13 protein-coding genes are annotated in these 18696 nt (G+C 61.1%); all 13 read left to right on the top strand.

The genetic code is table 11. The features are described 5' to 3' along the window. Nucleotides 1–76: 76 nt before the first annotated feature. The 13 genes from VJ464_02245 (at nt 77) to VJ464_02305 (ending at nt 18691) form a co-directional block, all read left to right on the top strand. A complete protein-coding gene (locus VJ464_02245) occupies nt 77–2950 on the top strand; it encodes a bifunctional transaldolase/phosoglucose isomerase (protein ID HKQ03924.1) in 2874 nt (957 codons plus the stop codon). 173 nt (nt 2951–3123) lie between these two features. Next, complete coding sequence (locus tag VJ464_02250; protein HKQ03925.1) at nt 3124–3960, top strand: HAD family hydrolase; 837 nt, start codon at nt 3124–3126, stop codon at nt 3958–3960. Between the two features lie 20 nt (nt 3961–3980). After that, on the top strand, nt 3981–5420 hold the full coding sequence (gnd, locus tag VJ464_02255; GenBank protein HKQ03926.1) for a decarboxylating NADP(+)-dependent phosphogluconate dehydrogenase: 1440 nt from the start codon (nt 3981–3983) through the stop codon (nt 5418–5420). Nucleotides 5421–5543: 123 nt separating this feature from the next. Next, complete coding sequence (locus tag VJ464_02260) at nt 5544–6305, top strand: ROK family protein (GenBank protein HKQ03927.1); 762 nt, start codon at nt 5544–5546, stop codon at nt 6303–6305. A gap of 106 nt (nt 6306–6411) precedes the next feature. Further along, complete coding sequence (gene pgl, locus VJ464_02265; protein ID HKQ03928.1) at nt 6412–7221, top strand: 6-phosphogluconolactonase; 810 nt, start codon at nt 6412–6414, stop codon at nt 7219–7221. Nucleotides 7222–7318: 97 nt separating this feature from the next. Continuing rightward, the gene (gene gndA, locus VJ464_02270; GenBank protein HKQ03929.1) at nt 7319–8776 is read left to right on the top strand and encodes an NADP-dependent phosphogluconate dehydrogenase; all 1458 of its coding nucleotides are present in this window, start codon (nt 7319–7321) and stop codon (nt 8774–8776) included. A 163-nt stretch (nt 8777–8939) separates the two neighbouring features. Further along, nucleotides 8940–10481 carry a glucose-6-phosphate dehydrogenase gene (zwf, locus tag VJ464_02275; protein HKQ03930.1) on the top strand — a complete coding sequence of 514 codons (1542 nt, stop codon included), beginning with the start codon at nt 8940–8942 and terminating at the stop codon, nt 10479–10481. Between the two features lie 51 nt (nt 10482–10532). Continuing rightward, a complete protein-coding gene (locus VJ464_02280; protein ID HKQ03931.1) occupies nt 10533–11663 on the top strand; it encodes a glucose-6-phosphate dehydrogenase assembly protein OpcA in 1131 nt (376 codons plus the stop codon). Nucleotides 11664–11763: 100 nt separating this feature from the next. Then, nucleotides 11764–12738: a glucokinase gene (glk, locus tag VJ464_02285; protein ID HKQ03932.1), complete on the top strand. Its 975-nt coding sequence runs from the start codon at nt 11764–11766 to the stop codon at nt 12736–12738. Between the two features lie 224 nt (nt 12739–12962). Next, nucleotides 12963–14360: a mechanosensitive ion channel family protein gene (locus VJ464_02290; protein ID HKQ03933.1), complete on the top strand. Its 1398-nt coding sequence runs from the start codon at nt 12963–12965 to the stop codon at nt 14358–14360. 73 nt (nt 14361–14433) lie between these two features. Beyond that, nucleotides 14434–17454, top strand: coding sequence for a two-component regulator propeller domain-containing protein (locus VJ464_02295; protein HKQ03934.1), 3021 nt, complete (start codon nt 14434–14436; stop codon nt 17452–17454). Next, nucleotides 17451–18104 carry a response regulator transcription factor gene (locus tag VJ464_02300; GenBank protein HKQ03935.1) on the top strand — a complete coding sequence of 218 codons (654 nt, stop codon included), beginning with the start codon at nt 17451–17453 and terminating at the stop codon, nt 18102–18104. Before VJ464_02295 ends, VJ464_02300 begins: the two co-directional genes overlap by 4 nt. A gap of 227 nt (nt 18105–18331) precedes the next feature. Further along, nucleotides 18332–18691 (top strand): response regulator transcription factor, encoded by a 360-nt coding sequence (locus tag VJ464_02305; GenBank protein HKQ03936.1) that lies wholly within the window; start codon nt 18332–18334, stop codon nt 18689–18691. Nucleotides 18692–18696 lie beyond the last annotated feature (5 nt).

Below are 18696 nucleotides of genomic sequence, written 5' to 3' on the forward strand. Positions count from 1 at the left end.
TGTAATCATTAATGATACCGCCTCCTGCTTCCTGCCTCCTGCCTCCTCTCTCGCCTCTCACGGAAAGGATGTGTCTATGAGCAATCCACTGGTTGAACTGCAAAAGCACGGACAGAGCATCTGGTATGACAACATTCGCCGCGCCTTGATCGATACGGGCGACATTGCCCGCAAGATCGAACAAGACGACCTGCGCGGCGTCACCTCGAACCCCTCGATCTTTGAGAAGGCGATTGCCGGCAGCACCGATTACGACGCGGCCATGCGCCAGTTGATTGCCGAGGGCCGTAACATCAATGAGATTTACGACGCCCTGACCATCGAAGACATTCAGCGCACCGCCGACCTCTTCCGCCCGGTCTACGACCGCACCAATCGCATAGACGGCTACGTCAGTCTCGAAGTCTCGCCGCTGCTTGCCGACGACACGGCGAGCACCGTTTCGGAAGCCAAGCGGTTGTGGGCGGCGCTCGACCGCCCGAACGTCATGATCAAGATACCAGCGACCGCGGCGGGATTGCCGGCCATCACCGAAGTGATCGCCAGCGGCATCAACGTCAACGTCACGCTGATCTTTTCCGAAGAGGTCTACGAGGCCGTAGCCGATGCCTATATCAGCGGCCTCGAACAGCGCGCCGCCGCGGGCGGGCCGGTTGACCACATCGCTTCGGTCGCAAGCGTCTTCGTCAGCCGCATCGATGCGGCGGTTGATAATCAACTCTCTTTCCGCGCTCGCCGCACGGATGACGACGCCGAAAAAGATAAGCTCAATGCGCTGCTCGGCAAGGCGGCCATCGCCAATACGCGGCTGATCTATCAACGCTTCAAGCAGATTTTTAACGACGCCCGCTTTGCCCCCTTGCGCGCTAGCGGCGCACAATTGCAGCGCCCGCTCTGGGCCAGCACAGGCACCAAGAACCCTGCGTACAAAGACACGCTCTACGTCGAAGAGCTGATCGGCCCCGACACCGTCGACACGGTGCCGCCCGCGACCTATACCGCCTACCGCGATCACGGCGCGGTGCGATTGAGCCTCGAAGAAGATATTGATGGCGCCCGCGCCACCATCGAGCAGCTGACGGAAGCCGGCGTTGACCTGAAGGCTGTGATGCGGCAGTTGCAGGACGAAGGCGTGCAGACCTTCATCGATTCGTTCCGCAGCTTGATCGATAGCATCGCCTCGAAGCAGGCGGCCATTCAAAGCGGCCTGCTCGACCGCCAGACGGCGTCGCTCGGCGCACACACCGAGGCGGTCAAGCAGACGCTCTCGCGCATGGAGAAGGAAGACTGGATGCGGCGCATCTGGCGCAAAGACCCGACGCTGTGGAAGAGCGATGAAGATCATCAGAAGATCATCCGCAACGCCCTCGGCTGGGTGACGGTCGTTGACCTCCTGGAAGCCAACGCCGACGAGCTTGCGGCCTTCAGCCAGCGCATTCGCAATGACGGCTTTACAGACGTGATGCTGCTGGGGATGGGCGGCAGCAGCCTCTGCCCCGAAGTCTTTCGCCGCACCTTCGGCAACGTCGAAGGCGCGCCGACCTTGCATGTTCTCGATAGCACCGACCCGGCGACCGTCAAGAGCTTTGAAGAGCGCGTGAATCTCGGAACCACGCTGTTCGTCGTCGCCAGCAAGTCGGGCACGACGACCGAGCCGCTGATGTTTTATCGCTACTTCTTCGAGCGGGTGCGCGAGATCAAAGGCGAGCGCGCCGGCGATAACTTCGTCGCGATTACCGACCCCGGCACGTTGATGGAAGCGATGGCCACAGGCGACCGCTTCCGGCGCATCTTCCTCAACCCGGCAGACATCGGCGGGCGTTATTCGGCGCTGTCGTTCTTCGGCATGGTGCCGGCCTGTTTGCAGGGCTTCGACTTCAAGACCTTGCTCGACCGCGCCGCCCGCGCCATGCACGCCTGCTCGCCGGCAGTGCCGACGGCGGATAACCCTGCGGCGCGGCTCGGCGCGATCATCGGGACGATGGCCGCAGCCGGGCGCGACAAGCTGACGCTCATCGCATCGCCCGATATTGCTTCGCTCGGCTTGTGGGTCGAGCAGTTGCTTGCTGAAAGCACCGGCAAAGAAGGGCGCGGCATCATCCCCGTAGCGGGCGAGTCGCTCGGCAGCCCCGCGGTCTACGGCGACGACCGCTTGTTCGTTTACATCAGCCTCGGCGATGTTGACGCTGACACGGATAGCAAGCTCGCGGCGCTCGAAAGCGCGGGCCACCCGGTGGTGCGCCGCAGGCTCCGCAGCCCGCTCGACCTCGGCGAAGAGTTTTACGTCTGGGAGCTGGCAACGGCGGTGGCAGGCGCTTGTCTCGGCATCAACGCTTTCGATCAGCCGAATGTGCAGGAGAGCAAGGACAACACGCGGCGGCTGCTCGAAGAGTACAAGCAGAAGGGCGCGCTGCCCGAGCAAGAGCTGGTCAGCGAAGACAACGGCCTGCGGGTCTACGCCGAAGCCGAGACCGGCAAGCTGCTGATGGCCGACACGGCGACGCTCGCCGAGGTGATCGTTTCGCACCTGGAGCGCGCCGGTCGTGGCGATTACATTGCGCTGCTCGGCTACATTCAAGAGACCGCCGCGCATGACCAGTTGCTCGAAGCCCTGCGCACGCACCTGCGCGACGCTCTGGGCGTGGCGACGACCACGGGGTATGGCCCGCGCTTCCTGCATTCGACCGGGCAGCTCCATAAAGGCGGCCCGGATTCAGGCGTCTTCGTGCAGTTGACCGCGGACGACGCGGCAGACCTGAGGCTTCCGGGCGAGCCGTTCACCTTCAGCGTCTTGAAGCAGGCGCAGGCGCTCGGCGACTTCCAATCGCTCGCCTCGCGCCATCGCCGCGCCATTCGCGTCCATCTCGGCAAGGACGTTGCCGCCGGTCTCAAGGCGCTGCTCGAAATCGTGCAGGATGGCTTGCCGCTCACTCAGGGGCAGGCGCAGTAGAGCGGATTTCATCCGGGTGTAGCGCAAGGCGGTTAGCTTGCGCAGTGACTCGCGCAAGCTGTTAGCTTGCGCTACTTGGTCCCTGGTCATTGGCGCGCTGTCGCGCCGTAGGCGACACACAAAAGACGATGACCAGGGGCCAATGACTCTTCCGAGAAATGAATGGGATGGTTATGACTGAACCGATGCCCGCCGCATTGCCCATCGCGCTCGTCATCTCTGACATTGACGGCACGCTGATCACCTCGAATCACGAGATCGCCGAATCCACGCGCACGGCGGCGCTGCGCCTCTACGAGCGCGGCATCAACCTGTCGTTGTGCAGCTCGCGCCCGCCGCGCTCGATTCGCCCGCTGGCCGAGACGCTGGCGCTGCGCTCGCCATTCGCCGCCTTCAACGGCGCGTTAATCATCACCGCCGACGGCGAAGTCAAACTGCGCAGCACGATTCCGACCGCGGTGATTGCCCGCGTCAAAACCATTGCCGATGCGTTCGGCATCGGCGTCTGGCTTTACGACGAAGAAGATTGGTGGGTCGCCGGGCGCGATGCCTTCGTCGAGCGCGAAGAACACACTTCGGGGTTCGCCCCGCGCATCGAAGGCTACGACGAACGGCTCAAAGGCGAAGCCACCAAGCTCACCGTCGTCGGCAAGCCTGAGCTGGTGGCGCAGGCCGAGCAGCGCGCCCTCGCCGAGCTGGCCGGCGAAATCTCGGCGTCGCGCTCGAAGCCGCGCTTTCTTGATGTCACCGCTTACGGCATTCACAAAGGCTCAGCCGTGCGGCGCATCGCCAGTGTGTTTGAGGTCACGCCTGCACAGGTCGCGGTCATCGGCGACGGGCCGAACGATATCGAGATGTTCCGCGAGGCCGGCATCAGCATCGCTATGGGTCAAGGCGTAGACGAAGTGATCGACGCGGCGCGCTTCATCACCTCGTCCAACGATAACGACGGCTGGGCGCGCGGCATTGAAAAATATGTCCTGGGCGCGGTACAAACGGTGGGCGTTTAGGCAAGACAAGGGGAATCCGCATGTCATCAGAACAGGCAAAAGCGAAGCAGGGGCAGTTCGGCATGATCGGCCTGGGCGTCATGGGACGCAACCTGGCGCTCAACGTCGAAGAGCATGGTTTTCCGGTCGCCGTCTGGAACCTGGAAACCGAGTGGGTGGACAGCTTCGTCAGCGAAAACGCCGCCAGGCAGTTCATCGGCACGCACACGCTCGAAGAATTCATTGCCGCGCTCGAACGCCCGCGCCGCATCATGATGATGATCAAGGCCGGCGCGCCCGTCGATATGACCATCGAGCGTTTGAAGCCGATTCTCGCGCCCGGAGACATCATCATTGACGGCGGCAACTCGCACTTTAAAGACACGCAGCGGCGCGAGGCCGACCTGAAAGCCGCCGGCTTGAACTTCGTCGGCTCAGGCGTCTCGGGCGGCGAAACCGGCGCCCGCTTCGGGCCGTCTTTGATGCCCGGCGGCGCCCGCGAAGCTTACGAACATATCCGCCCGATCTTTGAGGCCATCGCGGCAAAGACCGATTCCGGCCCGTGCGTCACCTACGTCGGCCCGGACGGCGCCGGCCATTTCGTCAAGATGGTTCATAACGGCATCGAGTACGGCGACATGCAATTGATCGCCGAAGCCTATGACATTTTGCGCCACGCGCTGTCGGCCTCTGCCGATCAGCTCGCAGAGATTTTCGGCGAATGGAATCGCGGTGATCTCGAATCCTATCTGATCGAGATCACCGCCAACATCCTGCGCGTCAAGGACGATGAAACCGGCAAGCCGCTGGTCGATCTGATTCTCGACAAGGCCGAGCAGAAAGACACCGGCAAATGGACGATGCAGGAAGCGATCATCGAAGGCGTGCCGGTGCCGACCATCGGCTCGGCCATTGAAGCGCGCTTCCTCTCATCTATGAAAGACGAGCGCGTCATCGCCAGCCGAAAGATTCGCGGCCCGCGCTCGCAAGCGACGCGCGGCGATAGGCAGAAGATCACCCAGGCGGTTCACGACGCGCTCTATGCGTCGAAGATTTGCTCGTACGCGCAGGGCATGAGCCTGATCGGCAAAGGCTCGGCGGCGCACAATTGGGCGATTAATCTGAGCGAGATGGCGCGAATCTGGAAAGGCGGGTGTATAATCCGTGCGCGCTTTCTGGATGCGATCATGAACGCTTACAACCGCCGCGCCGACCTGCCGAACTTGCTGTTGGATGACGAGTTCAACCGCTGGATCGAATCGGCGCAAGCGAACTGGCGACTGGCCGTCAAGACCGCCGCCGGCATGGGCGTCGCCATCCCGGCGATGAGCGCGAGCCTGGCTTACTTCGACAGCTATCGCACGGCGAGCCTGCCGCAGAATTTGACGCAGGCCCAGCGCGATTACTTTGGCTCGCACACCTACGAGCGCATTGATCATCTGGAGCGCGGCCACATTCACACGGAATGGACAACTGAGTGATAAATGACGAGTGATGAGTTGAACGTGATGAGTGAAGCATAAGCGGGTTGTTCAACGCACCTTCTTTCAACTCATCATTCATTACGCATCACTTTTCACTCATCCTTATTTTTGGAGGAGCAAATGACTGCACCGCAACATACGATTAACCCTGATGATGTCGTCCTGGCAGAAGACGCGCGCGTCCTATCAATTGACATCGGCGGCAGCGGCCTGAAGGCCGCTATCCTCGATCTCAACGGCGATATGTTGAGCGAGCGCGTGCGCGTCGAGACGCCGAAAAGCCTGGTGGCTGACGGCTTATTGCAGGCGCTCGTCAAGCTGGTCGAACCGCTGAGCGGTTATGACGTGGTATCGGTCGGCTTTCCCGGCGTCGTGCGCAAAGGGGTGATCATCACCGCGCCGAATCTCGGCACCAAGCAATTGAAAGGCTTCAATCTACAGATGGCGCTCGAAAAGCAGCTCGGCAAGCCGGTGCGCGTCCTCAACGATGCCGACATGCAAGGCTTCGCAGCGATCAAGGGCGAAGGCGTCGAGATGGTCATCACGCTCGGCACAGGCTTCGGCACGGCGCTCTTTCTGGATGGCGAGCTGGGGCCGCACCTTGAGATTTCGCATATCCCGTGTCGCAACGGCGAGGATTTCGACCAGCAGATCGGCAATGAAGCGCGCAAGAAGATCGGCAAGAAACGCTGGAACCGTCGCGTCCAACGCGCCATCAAGGTGATGCGCATCCTGACGAATTTCGACCGGCTCTATATCGGCGGCGGCAACTCTGATAAGTTGACCTTCAAGCTGGAACCGGATGTCGAGGTCGTCTCGAATGAATATGGCGTCCGCGGCGGCGCATGGCTGTGGCGATCAAAAGTGACAAGTGACAAGTAACGAGTGACAAGACGGTGTCGCGCCGCATCCTGGTGAGCTTTGGCCGGCGCAATTCTTCTTGTCACCTGTCACTTGTCACTCGTCACTTGAGTTAAGGGGTGGAGGGATGTCTACGAAGATGTTGAACCGTTCGGACGCGCAGGTGCGCGTCTACCGCGACGCGCAGGAAGTGGCGCTAAAGGCAGCGCGCCACTTTGCGCGGCTGGCCGATCAGTATGTTGTCGGCTCGGGCCGTTTCACCGTGGCGCTGTCGGGCGGCTCGACGCCGCGCGCCATGTTTGCCCTGCTAGCGGAAGCGCGGTTTGCCGATACCGTCCCGTGGGAAGCGATCCATTTCTTCTGGGGCGACGAGCGCTGCGTGCCGCCTGACCACGCCGACAGCAATTACCGCATGGCCAACGAGACCTTGCTTTCACGCGTGCCGGTGCCGGCGGAAAACATCTATCGCATCCCGGCTGAGATGCCCGACCCCGAGCGAGCCGCCGAGGAGTACGCCGAAACCTTGCGCGCTTTCTTTGCCCGGCAGGCGTCCGCGTCAGGCACGGCACCGCTCATCGATAGGCCGCGATTCGATCTAATCTTTTTAGGGATGGGGCCGGACGGCCACACGGCGTCGCTCTTCCCCGGCACCACCGCCTTGCAGGTCACCGACAAACCGGTCGTCGCGAATTACGTCGAAAAGTTCAGCGCCAACCGCGTCACGCTGACCGCGCCGACGATCAACAACGCCCGCAATGTTACTTTCGTGGTTGCCGGTAGCGACAAGGCCGAGCCGCTTCACGAAGTTTTGGAAGGCGACTACCAGCCGGAGCTTTACCCGAGCCAGCTTATCCATCCGCAACACGGCTCGCTGCTCTGGATGGTTGACGAAGCGGCAGCCGCGCGGCTCGCGCAGCCACACGCGGCAGAATCTTAGCAGCTCACCACCTGGGCATCATGAATCGAGCGATTCGATTAATGGCTTAACATAAACCCACAACGTACCGCCGCCGGCGGCAAAGAGGATGACAATTATGACTGCACAGAGCAAACCTGAACTCGCCAAAATTGGGATGGTCGGGCTCGCCGTCATGGGCGAAAACCTCGCCCTCAACATCGCCCGCAACGGCTATCCCATCGCCGTCTTCAACCGTGACACCACCAAGGTGGACAAGTTCCTCGACCGCGCCAAGTCGCACGCCGAAGGCCAGCAGGTCATCGGCGCTTATTCCATCGAGGAGTTCGTCGAATCCATCGAGCGCCCGCGCAAGATCATCCTGCTGGTCAAAGCCGGCGGTGCCGTGGATGCGGTCGTCGAACAGCTCAAGCCGCATCTCGATCAAGGCGACATCATCATTGACGGCGGCAACTCGTATTTTAAAGATACCGTGCAGCGCGAAAAGACGTTGAAGGGCGAAGGCTTCAACTTCATCGGCTGCGGCGTCTCGGGCGGCGAGAAGGGCGCGCTCTGGGGGCCATCTTTGATGCCCGGCGGCGACCGCGAAGCTTACGAAGAGCTGCGCCCGATCTGGGAAAAGATCGCCGCGCAAGTAGACGACGGCCCATGCGTCACCTACGTCGGCCCGAACGGCGCTGGCCATTTCGTCAAGATGGTTCACAACGGCATCGAGTACGGCGACATGCAATTGATCGCCGAAGCCTACAGCATTCTGCGCTCGACGCTCGACCTCGAAGCCGCGGAGCTTGGCGACATCTTCGCCAAATGGAACGAAGGCGAGCTGAACTCGTTTCTGATCGAGATTACCGCCAAGATTTTCCAGGTGAAAGACCCGCAGACCGGCCATGCGCTGGTTGATCAGATTCTCGACGTCGCCGGCCAGAAGGGCACAGGCAAGTGGACCTCACAGGTGGCGCTCGACTTCGGCGTGGTGATTCCGACCATGCAGGCGGCGGTCGATGCGCGCGTGATGTCGGGCCTGAAAGATCAGCGCGTCGAAGCGAGCAAGCAATTGCCGGGGCCGACGACGCGTTACGATGGCGACAAGCAGGCGATGATCGACGCGGTTCACGACGCGCTCTATGCCTCGAAGATTTGCTCGTACGCGCAGGGCATGAACTTGATCCGCCGCGGCTCGGAGGAGTACGACTGGGGGATCAATCTCGGCGAGTTGAGCCGCATCTGGAAAGGCGGCTGCATCATCCGCGCCCAGTTCCTCGACAAGATCAAGCAAGCCTATCAACGCCGCGCCGATCTGCCGAACCTGCTGATTGACCCGGATTTCAAAGCCTGGGCACTGGAGGCGCAGCCGCGCTGGCGGCAGGCGGTGACGACCGCCCAGAACATGGGGATTGCGGTGCCGGCGATGTCGGGCAGCCTCTCTTACTTCGATATGTACCGCACGGCGAGCCTGCCTTTGAACCTGACGCAGGCGCAGCGCGACTTCTTCGGCTCGCACACCTACCAGCGCGTGGACGACCCGAACGGCCAGTTCGTTCACACCGAATGGGAAGAAGACCTGGAGAAGCAGTAGCTAGCGGCCAGGAGGCAGGAAGCAGGAGGCAGGAGGCAGTCCTGAGGACTTGCAAACTGTACTGATGACCAGTGGCGAGCAACGACCGGCATCCACTGCCTCCTGCCTACTGCCTCCTGCTTCCTGATCACTGACAACTGATAACTGATCGAGGATTGAAACCATGTCGAGCACGAATACAAACGACAATCCATTGCGCCAGGGCATCCGGCTTGAGAAGACGGCAGAGCCGTGCGTTGTTGTCATCTTCGGCGCGTCGGGCGATTTGACCAAGCGCAAGCTGGTGCCGGCGCTCTACCGCCTGGTGCAGCAACGGCTGTTGCCGGCTGAGTTCGGCATCGTCGGCGTCGCCCGCTCGGCGATGAGCGATGACGAGTTCCGCAACAAGATGAAAGATGCGGTGATGACGTTTTCCGAAGCCAAGAGCGTAGACGAGTCGGTCTGGCAGAGCTTCGCGCAGGGCATCTACTACGTCGCCGGTGACATCAACGACCCGAAGACCTACCAGCAGCTCAAGGAGCGGCTCGAACAGATTGACGGCGAGCGCGGCACCGCCGGCAACCGCGTCTTTTATCTCTCGACCGCGCCGTCGCTCTACAGCGAAGCCATCGAACAGTTCGGCGCGGCCGACCTCGCGCGGCCCAAGGAAGGCTCGTGGGTGCGGATCATTATTGAAAAGCCGTTCGGCCATGATCTGCAAAGCGCCAAAGATTTGAACAAGGACGTTGCCAAGGTCTTTGACGAAGAGCAGGTCTACCGCATTGACCATTACCTCGGCAAAGAGACGGTGCAGAACCTCTTGGTCTTCCGCTTCGCCAACGGCATCTTCGAGCCGATCTGGAACCGCCGCTACGTTGACCACGTGCAGATCACCAATGCCGAGGCGCTCGGCGTCGAAGGGCGCGGCGGGTATTACGATCAGTCGGGCGTGCTGCGCGACATGATTCAGAACCACGTCTTCCAGGTGCTGTCGCTGGTGGCGATGGAGCCGCCCATCAACCTGTCGGCCAACGCGGTGCGCGACGAGAAGATTAAAGCCATGTACGCCGTCCATCCCATGCCGATGGAGCAGGTCGAACAGTTCGCCGTGCGCGGCCAGTACGGGGCGGGATCGGTCGCAGGCAAAGAGGTGCCGGGGTATCGCGAAGAGTCGGACGTGAATCCTGAGTCGAACACCGAGACTTACGCGGCGCTGAAGCTTTACTTCGACAACTGGCGCTGGGCCGACGTGCCTTTCTACATTCGCTCAGGCAAGCGCATGCCGAAGCGCGTCACAGAGATCGCCATTCAGTTCAAGCAAGCGCCGCTGCAACTGTTCAGCAACATTCCCGACCAGCAGTTCGAGCCGAACGTCTTGATCGTCCGCATCCAACCTGACGAAGGCATCACGTTGAGGATCGGCGCCAAGATTCCCGGACAGACGACCAGGATTCGCTGGGTCAACATGGATTTCCGCTACGGCGCGTCGTTCGGCGTGTCGTCGCCGGAAGCCTATGAACGCCTGCTGCTCGATTGCATTCTCGGCGATTCAACGCTCTATGCGCGCCGCGACATGACCGAGCGCGGCTGGGAGATCGTCCAGCCCATCCTCGACGCCTGGGCCGCTAAGAAAGCCGGCTTCCCGAATTACCCGGCGGGCACCTGGGGGCCGAAAGAGGCCGACGAGCTGATTGAGCGCGACGGGAAAGAATGGCGGCGTCCTTGACGATTTGAAAACTTCGGCTGAAGGCTTCAAATTGTTATCGAGGGGAAACACATGAGTGCTACATCTACTATCAACGTCGGAGCCATCGAGAAAGAATTAACCTCGCTGTGGAAGCAGGCGTCGGAAGACGAGACCGGCGGCGTCGTGCGCGCCTCGATTCTCAACCTGATCGCCTTCGTGCCCGACCCGGCAGAGATCGCCGCGGTTGACGACATCGTGATAGACGTGACGGCGTCGCATCCCTGCCGCGTCATCGCGCTGGTCGCCGACCGCGCTTCTCAGGAGTCGAAGCTCACCGCCGAAGTCACGTCGCGCTGCACGCTGCCGACGCCGACCTCGAAGCAGGTGTGCTGCGAGCAGGTGACGATCACCGCCAGTCAGGATCACCTGGACGAAGCGCCGAGCGCCATCGTGCCGTTGCTGATCGCCGACCTGCCGGTCTACCTCTGGTGGCGCGCCGAGCCGCGCGCCGAAGACAAAGAGCTTTACGGCTGGCTCACAGACATCGCCGACCGCGTGGTCATCGATTCGGCGAAGTTCAACGAGCCCGAAGGCGACCTGGCGAAGATGGCCGCGGTGCTGGGCGGCGGGCATCGCGGCCCTGCCCTGAGCGATATGAACTGGGCGCGGCTGACTGCCTGGCGGGCGCTGATCGCAGGCTTTTATGACGTGCCGGAGTATCGCCCGCTGCTCAAGCAGATCGAGCGCGTGACCATTGAATACGCGCCGCCGGCGGCTGACCCTGCGGCGATTTCGACGCGCGCCCTGTTGCTCGGCGGCTGGCTGGCGAGCCGCCTCGGCTGGCAGTTCAACCCGGCGGCGACGGTGCGAGAAGATGGCGCGGCGCGATTCGAGTTCAGCGCCTATGGCCGCACGGGTCAACTTGAGTTCCGGCACACCGAGCGGGCAATCGAGCCGGGCCATCTGGCGCTAGTGACCATCGCCAACGCCGATGACTGCGATAAGGCGTGCGCCTTCACCGTGCGCCGCAGCGCCGACGGCACGCGCATCGAAACCGGCGTCACCCTGGATGAAGCGAAGCGGCCCAAGCGCGTCTTGAGTTATGAAGGGCTCGACGAAGGCGCGCTGCTGGCGCGCGAGCTTGAGATACTCGGCAACGACCGCGTCTATGAAGAAACGGTCAAGGCCGCGGGCGCGATGATTAGAAATCATGAGGTATAAATGATGATGATGAGCTACCGGAGCGAGCGCCCATCACAGTAGGACTTGTCTCTTTAATTCACCAGTCATCATTTATGCTTCATCATTTTGGGGACACTGAATGATCCTTGCCGGAGACATTGGCGGAACCAAAACCAATCTCGGTTTGTTTGACACAGCGGACGGCGCGCTTTCCCTCGCCGCGCAACAGAGCTACCCGAGCCGCGGTCACGTCGGACTGGAAACCATCGTCAGCAAATTCCTCGAAGACAAGACGGTGCGCATTCGCGCCGCCTGCTTTGGCGTCGCCGGCCCGATTGTTGACGAGCAGGTGGTGACGCCGAACCTGCCGTGGATCGTCAGCGCCGACGGCCTGTCGCGCGCCCTCGGGCTAGAGCGCGTGACGCTGATCAACGACCTCGAAGCGACGGCGCATGGCATTGCAGCGCTCAAGGCCGACGAATTTTTCACCCTCAACGAAGGCATCGCGACGCCGGGCAACGCGGCGCTGGTGGCCGCGGGCACGGGCATGGGCGTCGCTTCGCTCTTCTGGAACGGCTACAGGCATGTGCCCTCGGCTTCTGAAGGCGGCCACATCGATTTCGCGCCGCGCAATCCGATGGAAAGCGAGATGTTCCGCTACATGCTGAAGAAGTACAGCCACGTCAGCGTCGAGCGCATCGTTTCCGGGCCGGGATTGTTTAACGTTTACGAATTCCTGCGCGATTCCGGATACACGGCGGAGTCGGCAGAGGTGGCGGCGCGCTTTGCCAATGAAGACCCAAGCGGTGTGATTTCGAAAGCGGCGCTCGCCGGCACGTGCCGGATGTGCGCCAAGGCGCTCGATATGTTCGTGGCGATTTATGGCGCGTTCGCCGGCAACGTCGCGCTGGTCTTGAAAGCGACGGGCGGCGTCTTTATCGGCGGCGGCATCGCGCCGAAGATTTTAGAGAAGCTGAAAGACGGCACTTTCATCGGCGCTTTCATGGAGAAGGGCCGCATGTCGTCGCTGGTGGCGACCATCCCTGTGCGCGTCATCCTGAACGACAAGACGGCGCTGCTGGGGGCCGCGCGCGTCGCCGCTGAGAACCAGTAGGCAGGAGGCAGGAAGCAGGAGGCAGTCCCGTAGGGACGCCATGTTTATAGTCACCGGCGCAGGCAAGAACCCAAGCCCCGTAGGGGCGCAATGTTGACATTCCGCTCCTAACGGAGCTTGAAGAACAAGCCAACCCGTTAACTATAAACATGGCGCTCCTAACGGAGCTTGGTAAACTGCCTCCTGCCTCCTGCTTCCTGCCTCCTTTTACTGACTACTGCCTTATGAAAAAGCTCGCCCTACCGATCACCGCCAGCCTGCTGCTTCTGGTCACTTATCAACTGCTGAAGTATCTCTATCCCGGCATGTCGGACATCATCTGGTTGAAGTACGTGCTGGCGGCGGCGCTCGTCGGCGTGACCATCATGTTCGTGCGCGCCATCGGCTACGTGATCTTCGATGTCGCCTTTGTCAGGCGCAAAGGCCGCGAAGCGCCCGACCTTTTGCGCGGCGTCCTGTCGCTGGTGCTCTATTCTATCGCCTTCTTTTTCATCTACAGCCGGGTGATCGAAGGCGGGCTCGGGCTCGGCATCGTCGCCACGTCAACGGTGGTTTCGGTCGTCATCGGTCTGGCGCTGCAAGACACGCTGGGCAATTTCTTCGCCGGCATCTCCATTCACATCGAGCAACCATTCCACATCCTCGACAGCGTGCGCATCGGCACAGAGATCGGGCGCGTCGAAGCCGTCACCTGGCGCACGACGACGATTCGCACCAACAACAACACGGTGATCATCTTCCCCAACAGCCGCGTCGCCCGCGAGCAGATCGAGATTTTCCCGTTCAACAATCTCAACCGCCGCGTGCTGCGCTTCCCCGCACCTTATGGAATCGCGCCGGAGACGGTCATCCCGCTGGTGCGCGATAGCGTGCGCGCCATGCCGAATGTCGCGCCCGAGAAAGTGCCCATCGTGCGCATCGCCGAGTTCCATGATTCGAGCATCACCTACGAAGTCCTCTACTGGATTCGCGATTACATGCTGACGCCCGACATGGACGCCAAGATACGCGAGCACATCTGGTACGCCTACCGCCGGCATGGCATCCAGATTCCCTTCCCCATCCGTCACCTGCTGATGGAGCAGATCGAGTCGAGGCCGCAGCCTACGGGCCACGACTCCGAAGACAACGAGCGATTCATCAAGTCTGTGCGTCTGTTCGAGCCGCTCACCGCCGAAGAGCGCGCCCGCATTGTTGCGGCGCTGGTCAAGCATCTGTACGCGCCCGGCGAGTTGATTCTCAGGCGCGGCGACGCCGGCGATTCGATGTTCATCATCAGTCAGGGGCGCGTCGACGTGCGCTTGCCGCAGGCCAATGGCGGCACGCAGCAAGTGGCGGTGCTTGAGCCGGGCAATTACTTTGGCGAGATGGCGCTGTTTACAGGCGAGCCGCGCACGGCGGACGTTTATGCGCTGGAAGAGGTCGAGGTATTGGAGATTCGCAAAGCGGCCATCGAGCCGCTGATGCACGACAACGCGCGATTGGCCGAAGCCATCAGCCAGCGGGTCGCCGAGCGCCAGGCCGAGCTGATCGCCCACACGCGCAATGTCCCCGAAGAAGAGAAGCAGCAACAGAGCGCCAACATCCTCAGGCGCGTCAAGCGCTTCTTCAGTCTGAATTGACCAACCGAGGGATGACCATATTGATAGCTACGGCTGCGCTTAGTATATCAATCATGGTATTGTAAGCATCCCTATGCTGCCCCCTGGACCTCATCCTATAGAGATTCGGACCTACCTGACCGCCGTGCGAGCTCTCGCCTGTCTTTGGGCGCTGCTCGGCTTGAGCCTCTGTACGCCGAGCGCCCGCGCTCAGTACCGTTTCGATCACTGGACGGCGGACAACGGGCTGCCGCAAAACTCCGTGCGCGACATAGTGCAAACCCGCGATGGCTATCTCTGGTTGGCGACCCTGGACGGATTAGTGCGCTTTGACGGGGTGCGCTTCACCGTCTTCAACAAGAGCAATTCACCCGGCATCATCAGCAACCGCTTTTTGCAGCTTTACGAAGATGGGCAGGGCGATCTGTGGGCCAGCACAGATCGCAGCGACTTGACGCGGCGGCATCAGGGGCGCTTTACCACGTATACGACGGCGGACGGCTTGCCGGACTACGCCATTAGCAGCATAGGCGGCGATGGGCAGGGCAATCTGCTGATGTTTTTCGGGTTGCGCCTGATCCGCTGGATCGATGACAAATTCCAGCCTGCCGATGACCTGCGCCTGACCGGCACCCCTTTGCCGTCGGACATGGCGCAGCACCCGCCTGGGTTTATGACCGCGGGCCAAGCTGTCTTTTTCGTGGGCGGACAGTTGCACCGCTGGACGACAGGGACTGACTTGCAGTTCCGCCTGCGCACGCCAGCGCAAGATCACAAAGGCAATCCCTGGTTCGGCTCGCCGACAGGCTTGCTCCGCTTCGAAAACGGGCGCGCGGTCAGAATCCAGCAACGGGATGGTCTGCCGGACGCGCAAGCGCAGTTCGTTTACGGCCAGACACCAACTTTGCAAGCCTTCTCCCGCAAAAAAGATGGCAGCCTCTGGCTGACTGATCTGGATTCCATGCAAAGCCAGCTTGTGACGCAAGAGTCCCCTGAGGGGCTCGACATTTTCATGGCCTATGCTGATCGGGAAGGCAATTACTGGTTTGGCACGTGGCTCAACGGACTGTATCGCGCGCGCCGCCAGGCCGTCACGCCTTACACAAAAGCGCAGGACCTGATGGCGAGCGAGGTTTATCCGATTCTCGAAGACCGCGCCGGAACGATCTGGATTGGCAGTATCGGAGATGGCCTGTTCCACTATCAGAACGGCGTGTTCAGCCAACTCCCTGACTCTAGTCGGCTTCAAACTTCTCTGTTTGAGGATCGAGCCGGGCGTATCTGGGCAAACGGGCAACAGCAATACGTTGACGGGCGGTTGGGGCGCGGCCCCACGCCCGAAGCTTTGCCGCCGGAAATAAGCAATTGCTGGACAATGTACGAAGACCAGGAGGGCGCGTTCTGGTTCGGCACTGAGCGCGGCGCGGTGCGCTACAAAGATGGCGTGCGAACCTACTTTACGATCAAAGACGGGCTGGCTGGTGATGATGTCAAAGTCATTATCGGAGATGGCGCAGGCGGCCTCTGGCTAGGCAGCTACGGCGGCTTGACTAAGTTCAGCGATGGACGCTTTACCGCCTGGACCGAAACGCACGGGCTGCCGGGCAATAACGTGCGGGCGCTCAGACAGGACAGCGATGGCGCGTTGTGGATTGGCACCTATGACAGCGGCCTGGGTCGCTTCAAGGACGGGCGCTTCACGCACTACACGACGAAAGAGGGGCTTTTTGACAACGGTGTGTTTCAAATCCTGGAAGACGACTTCGGACGGGTCTGGATGAGCTGCAATCGCGGCATCTATCGCGTGCGCAAACAGGAATTGAACGAGTTTGCCGAGGGGAAAATCAAAACGATCACGTCGGTCGCCTTTGGCAAGAGCGACGGGATGGAGAACGTCGAATGCAACGGCGGGCGCTGGCCCGCAGGCATCAAGGCACATGACGGCAAGCTCTGGTTTCCGACGATGGGAGGCGTCGTGGTAATTGACCCGGCGACCATTACGACCAATGCGCAGCCGCCACCCGTCGTGCTCGAAGACCTAAAAATTGATAACCGCTCCGTGGCGCTTGAAACGTGGGAGGCCGCGCTTGGCGGTCCGCGATCTGCAATCGAAATCAAGCCGGGACAGGAGAACTTCGAGATCGAGTATACGGCGCTCAGCTTTATCAATTCCGCCAACCTGCGCTTCAAATACAGGCTGGAGGGGCTCGACCAGGATTGGGTGGAAGCGGGGACGCGGCGCACGGCATATTATTCTTATGTGCCGCCGGGCGCTTACACTTTCACCGTCATCGCGGCCAACAGCGACGGCGTGTGGAATAAAGAAGGCAAAAGTGTCCGCATCACGGTGCTGCCGCCGTTTTATCGCACGTGGTGGTTTCTGACGCTGGTCACGTTGGCGGCGGGCGGCGCCGTCTTTGCCGCTTTCAAATCCCGCGTCGCGCAGATCGAACGGAGACAAGCCCTACAGCAAGCCTTCGCGCGCCAGTTGCTCGAATCGCAAGAGGGCGAGCGCAAACGCATCGCCGCCGAATTGCACGACAGTTTGAGCCAGAATTTGCTGGTCATCAAAAACCGCGCGCAACTCCGGGCGCTGACTTTGCGGGACGAGCAAGCCCGGACGCAATTCACGGAGTTCAGCGATGCCATCTCGCAAACGCTCGACGAGGTGCGCGCCATCTCTTACGACCTGCGCCCGTCGCATCTCGATCAACTCGGCTTGCGCACGGCCCTCGTGGCGATGATTGAAAAAGTCAGCGCCAGCTCGACGATTCAATTCACGTACGCGGTTGACGACTTGGATGGTCTTTTGCAGCCCGGTGACGAAATCATGCTTTATCGTATCGTGCAGGAGTGTCTCAACAACATTCTCAAACATTCCGGCGCGACCAAAGTGGCGCTCACCCTGGCGGTACACCCCGGCGAGCTGGCGCTCACGATTCATGACAACGGGCGTGGCTTCACGCCGGAAGACATACACCAGCGCGCTGGACTCGGCTTGCAGGGCATTCGGGAACGCGCGCGCATTCTGGGCGGCACGCATGCAATCGAATCCGCGCCCGGACAAGGCACGACCGTCACCTTGAGGATCGCGTTAAAGGACAAGCAACGATGAATAACCCGATTCGCATTCTGATCGCCGACGATCACCCGGTCTATCGGCAGGGCTTGCGCCAGATCATCGAGACCGATCCGCAACTCAAAGTCAGCGCCGAAGCGGCTGACGGCGAACAGGCGCTCGCCCGGTTGCAAGATACACCTGTGGACGTTGCCATGCTGGATCTGACCATGCCGCTCAAAGACGGCTTTGCCGTCGCGCGGGCGGCCAGGGAGCTACGCCTCACTGTGCCGCTCGTCTTTCTGACCATGCACAAGGACGAACATTATTTGTATGCCGCACTCGACCTGGGCGTCAAAGGCTACATCCTAAAAGACAGTTCGATCACCGAGATCGTCAGTTGTCTGAAGGCGGTTGTCGCCGGGCAGGATTACATCAGCCCGGCGCTTTCTTCGTATCTCATCCGGCGCAGCAGCCGCGCCGCCACGCTCGCCTCAGCGAAACCCGCGCTCGAACAACTCACGCCCAGCGAACGCCGCGTCCTGAAACTGATCGCTGAAGGACAAACGAGCCGAGAGATCGCGGCTGAACTGGGCATCGGTATCCGCACCGTCGAACATCACCGCAACAACATCGCGAGCAAACTCGAACTGCACGGCAGCCATGCGCTGGTCAAGTTCGCCCTCCAGCATCAGGCAGAGCTTTGAAGGGATGAGGGCGGAGGGATGAGGGATGAAGGTAGGATGCCGAAGCCTTTTCATCCCTCTGCCCTCATCCCTCTGCCCTCATCCCTACGCCCTCATCCGTAGAACTACCCAAAAAATTCGCAGACCTACCTATAGATTTTTCGTAGAACGCTCCATTCACGCCGCCCGCCGGTTAGCGCATACTCCCCCCGTCAGAGAGATTCCGAACTGGCTATGAGATGAAAATCATGATCGTCGAAGACAACCCGCAGATGCGCCAAATGATTCGCGAAGTCGTGGCCGACCTGGCCGAAATCGTGATCGAATGCGCGGATGGCCGGGAGGCGGTCGCGGCTTATAGGGCGCAGCAGTTCAGCGAGGACGACCGGGTGCTGATGGATTTGCAGATGCCAGGCGGCGGCGGGCTGGAGGCGACGCGGCGCATTCGGGCAGCCTTTCCTGATGCGCAAATCATCATCGTCACGCAGCATGACGATCAGCACTGGCGCACGGCGGCAACCGAGGCGGGAGCCTGCGGCTATGTGCTCAAGGGGAACCTGCTTGAACTGCGCGAGATGCTGAAAAAGCCGCCCCAAGACACAATTTGAGAAGA

It is taken from the genome of Blastocatellia bacterium, assembly GCA_035275065.1.
Taxonomy (GTDB): domain Bacteria; phylum Acidobacteriota; class Blastocatellia; order UBA7656; family UBA7656; genus DATENM01.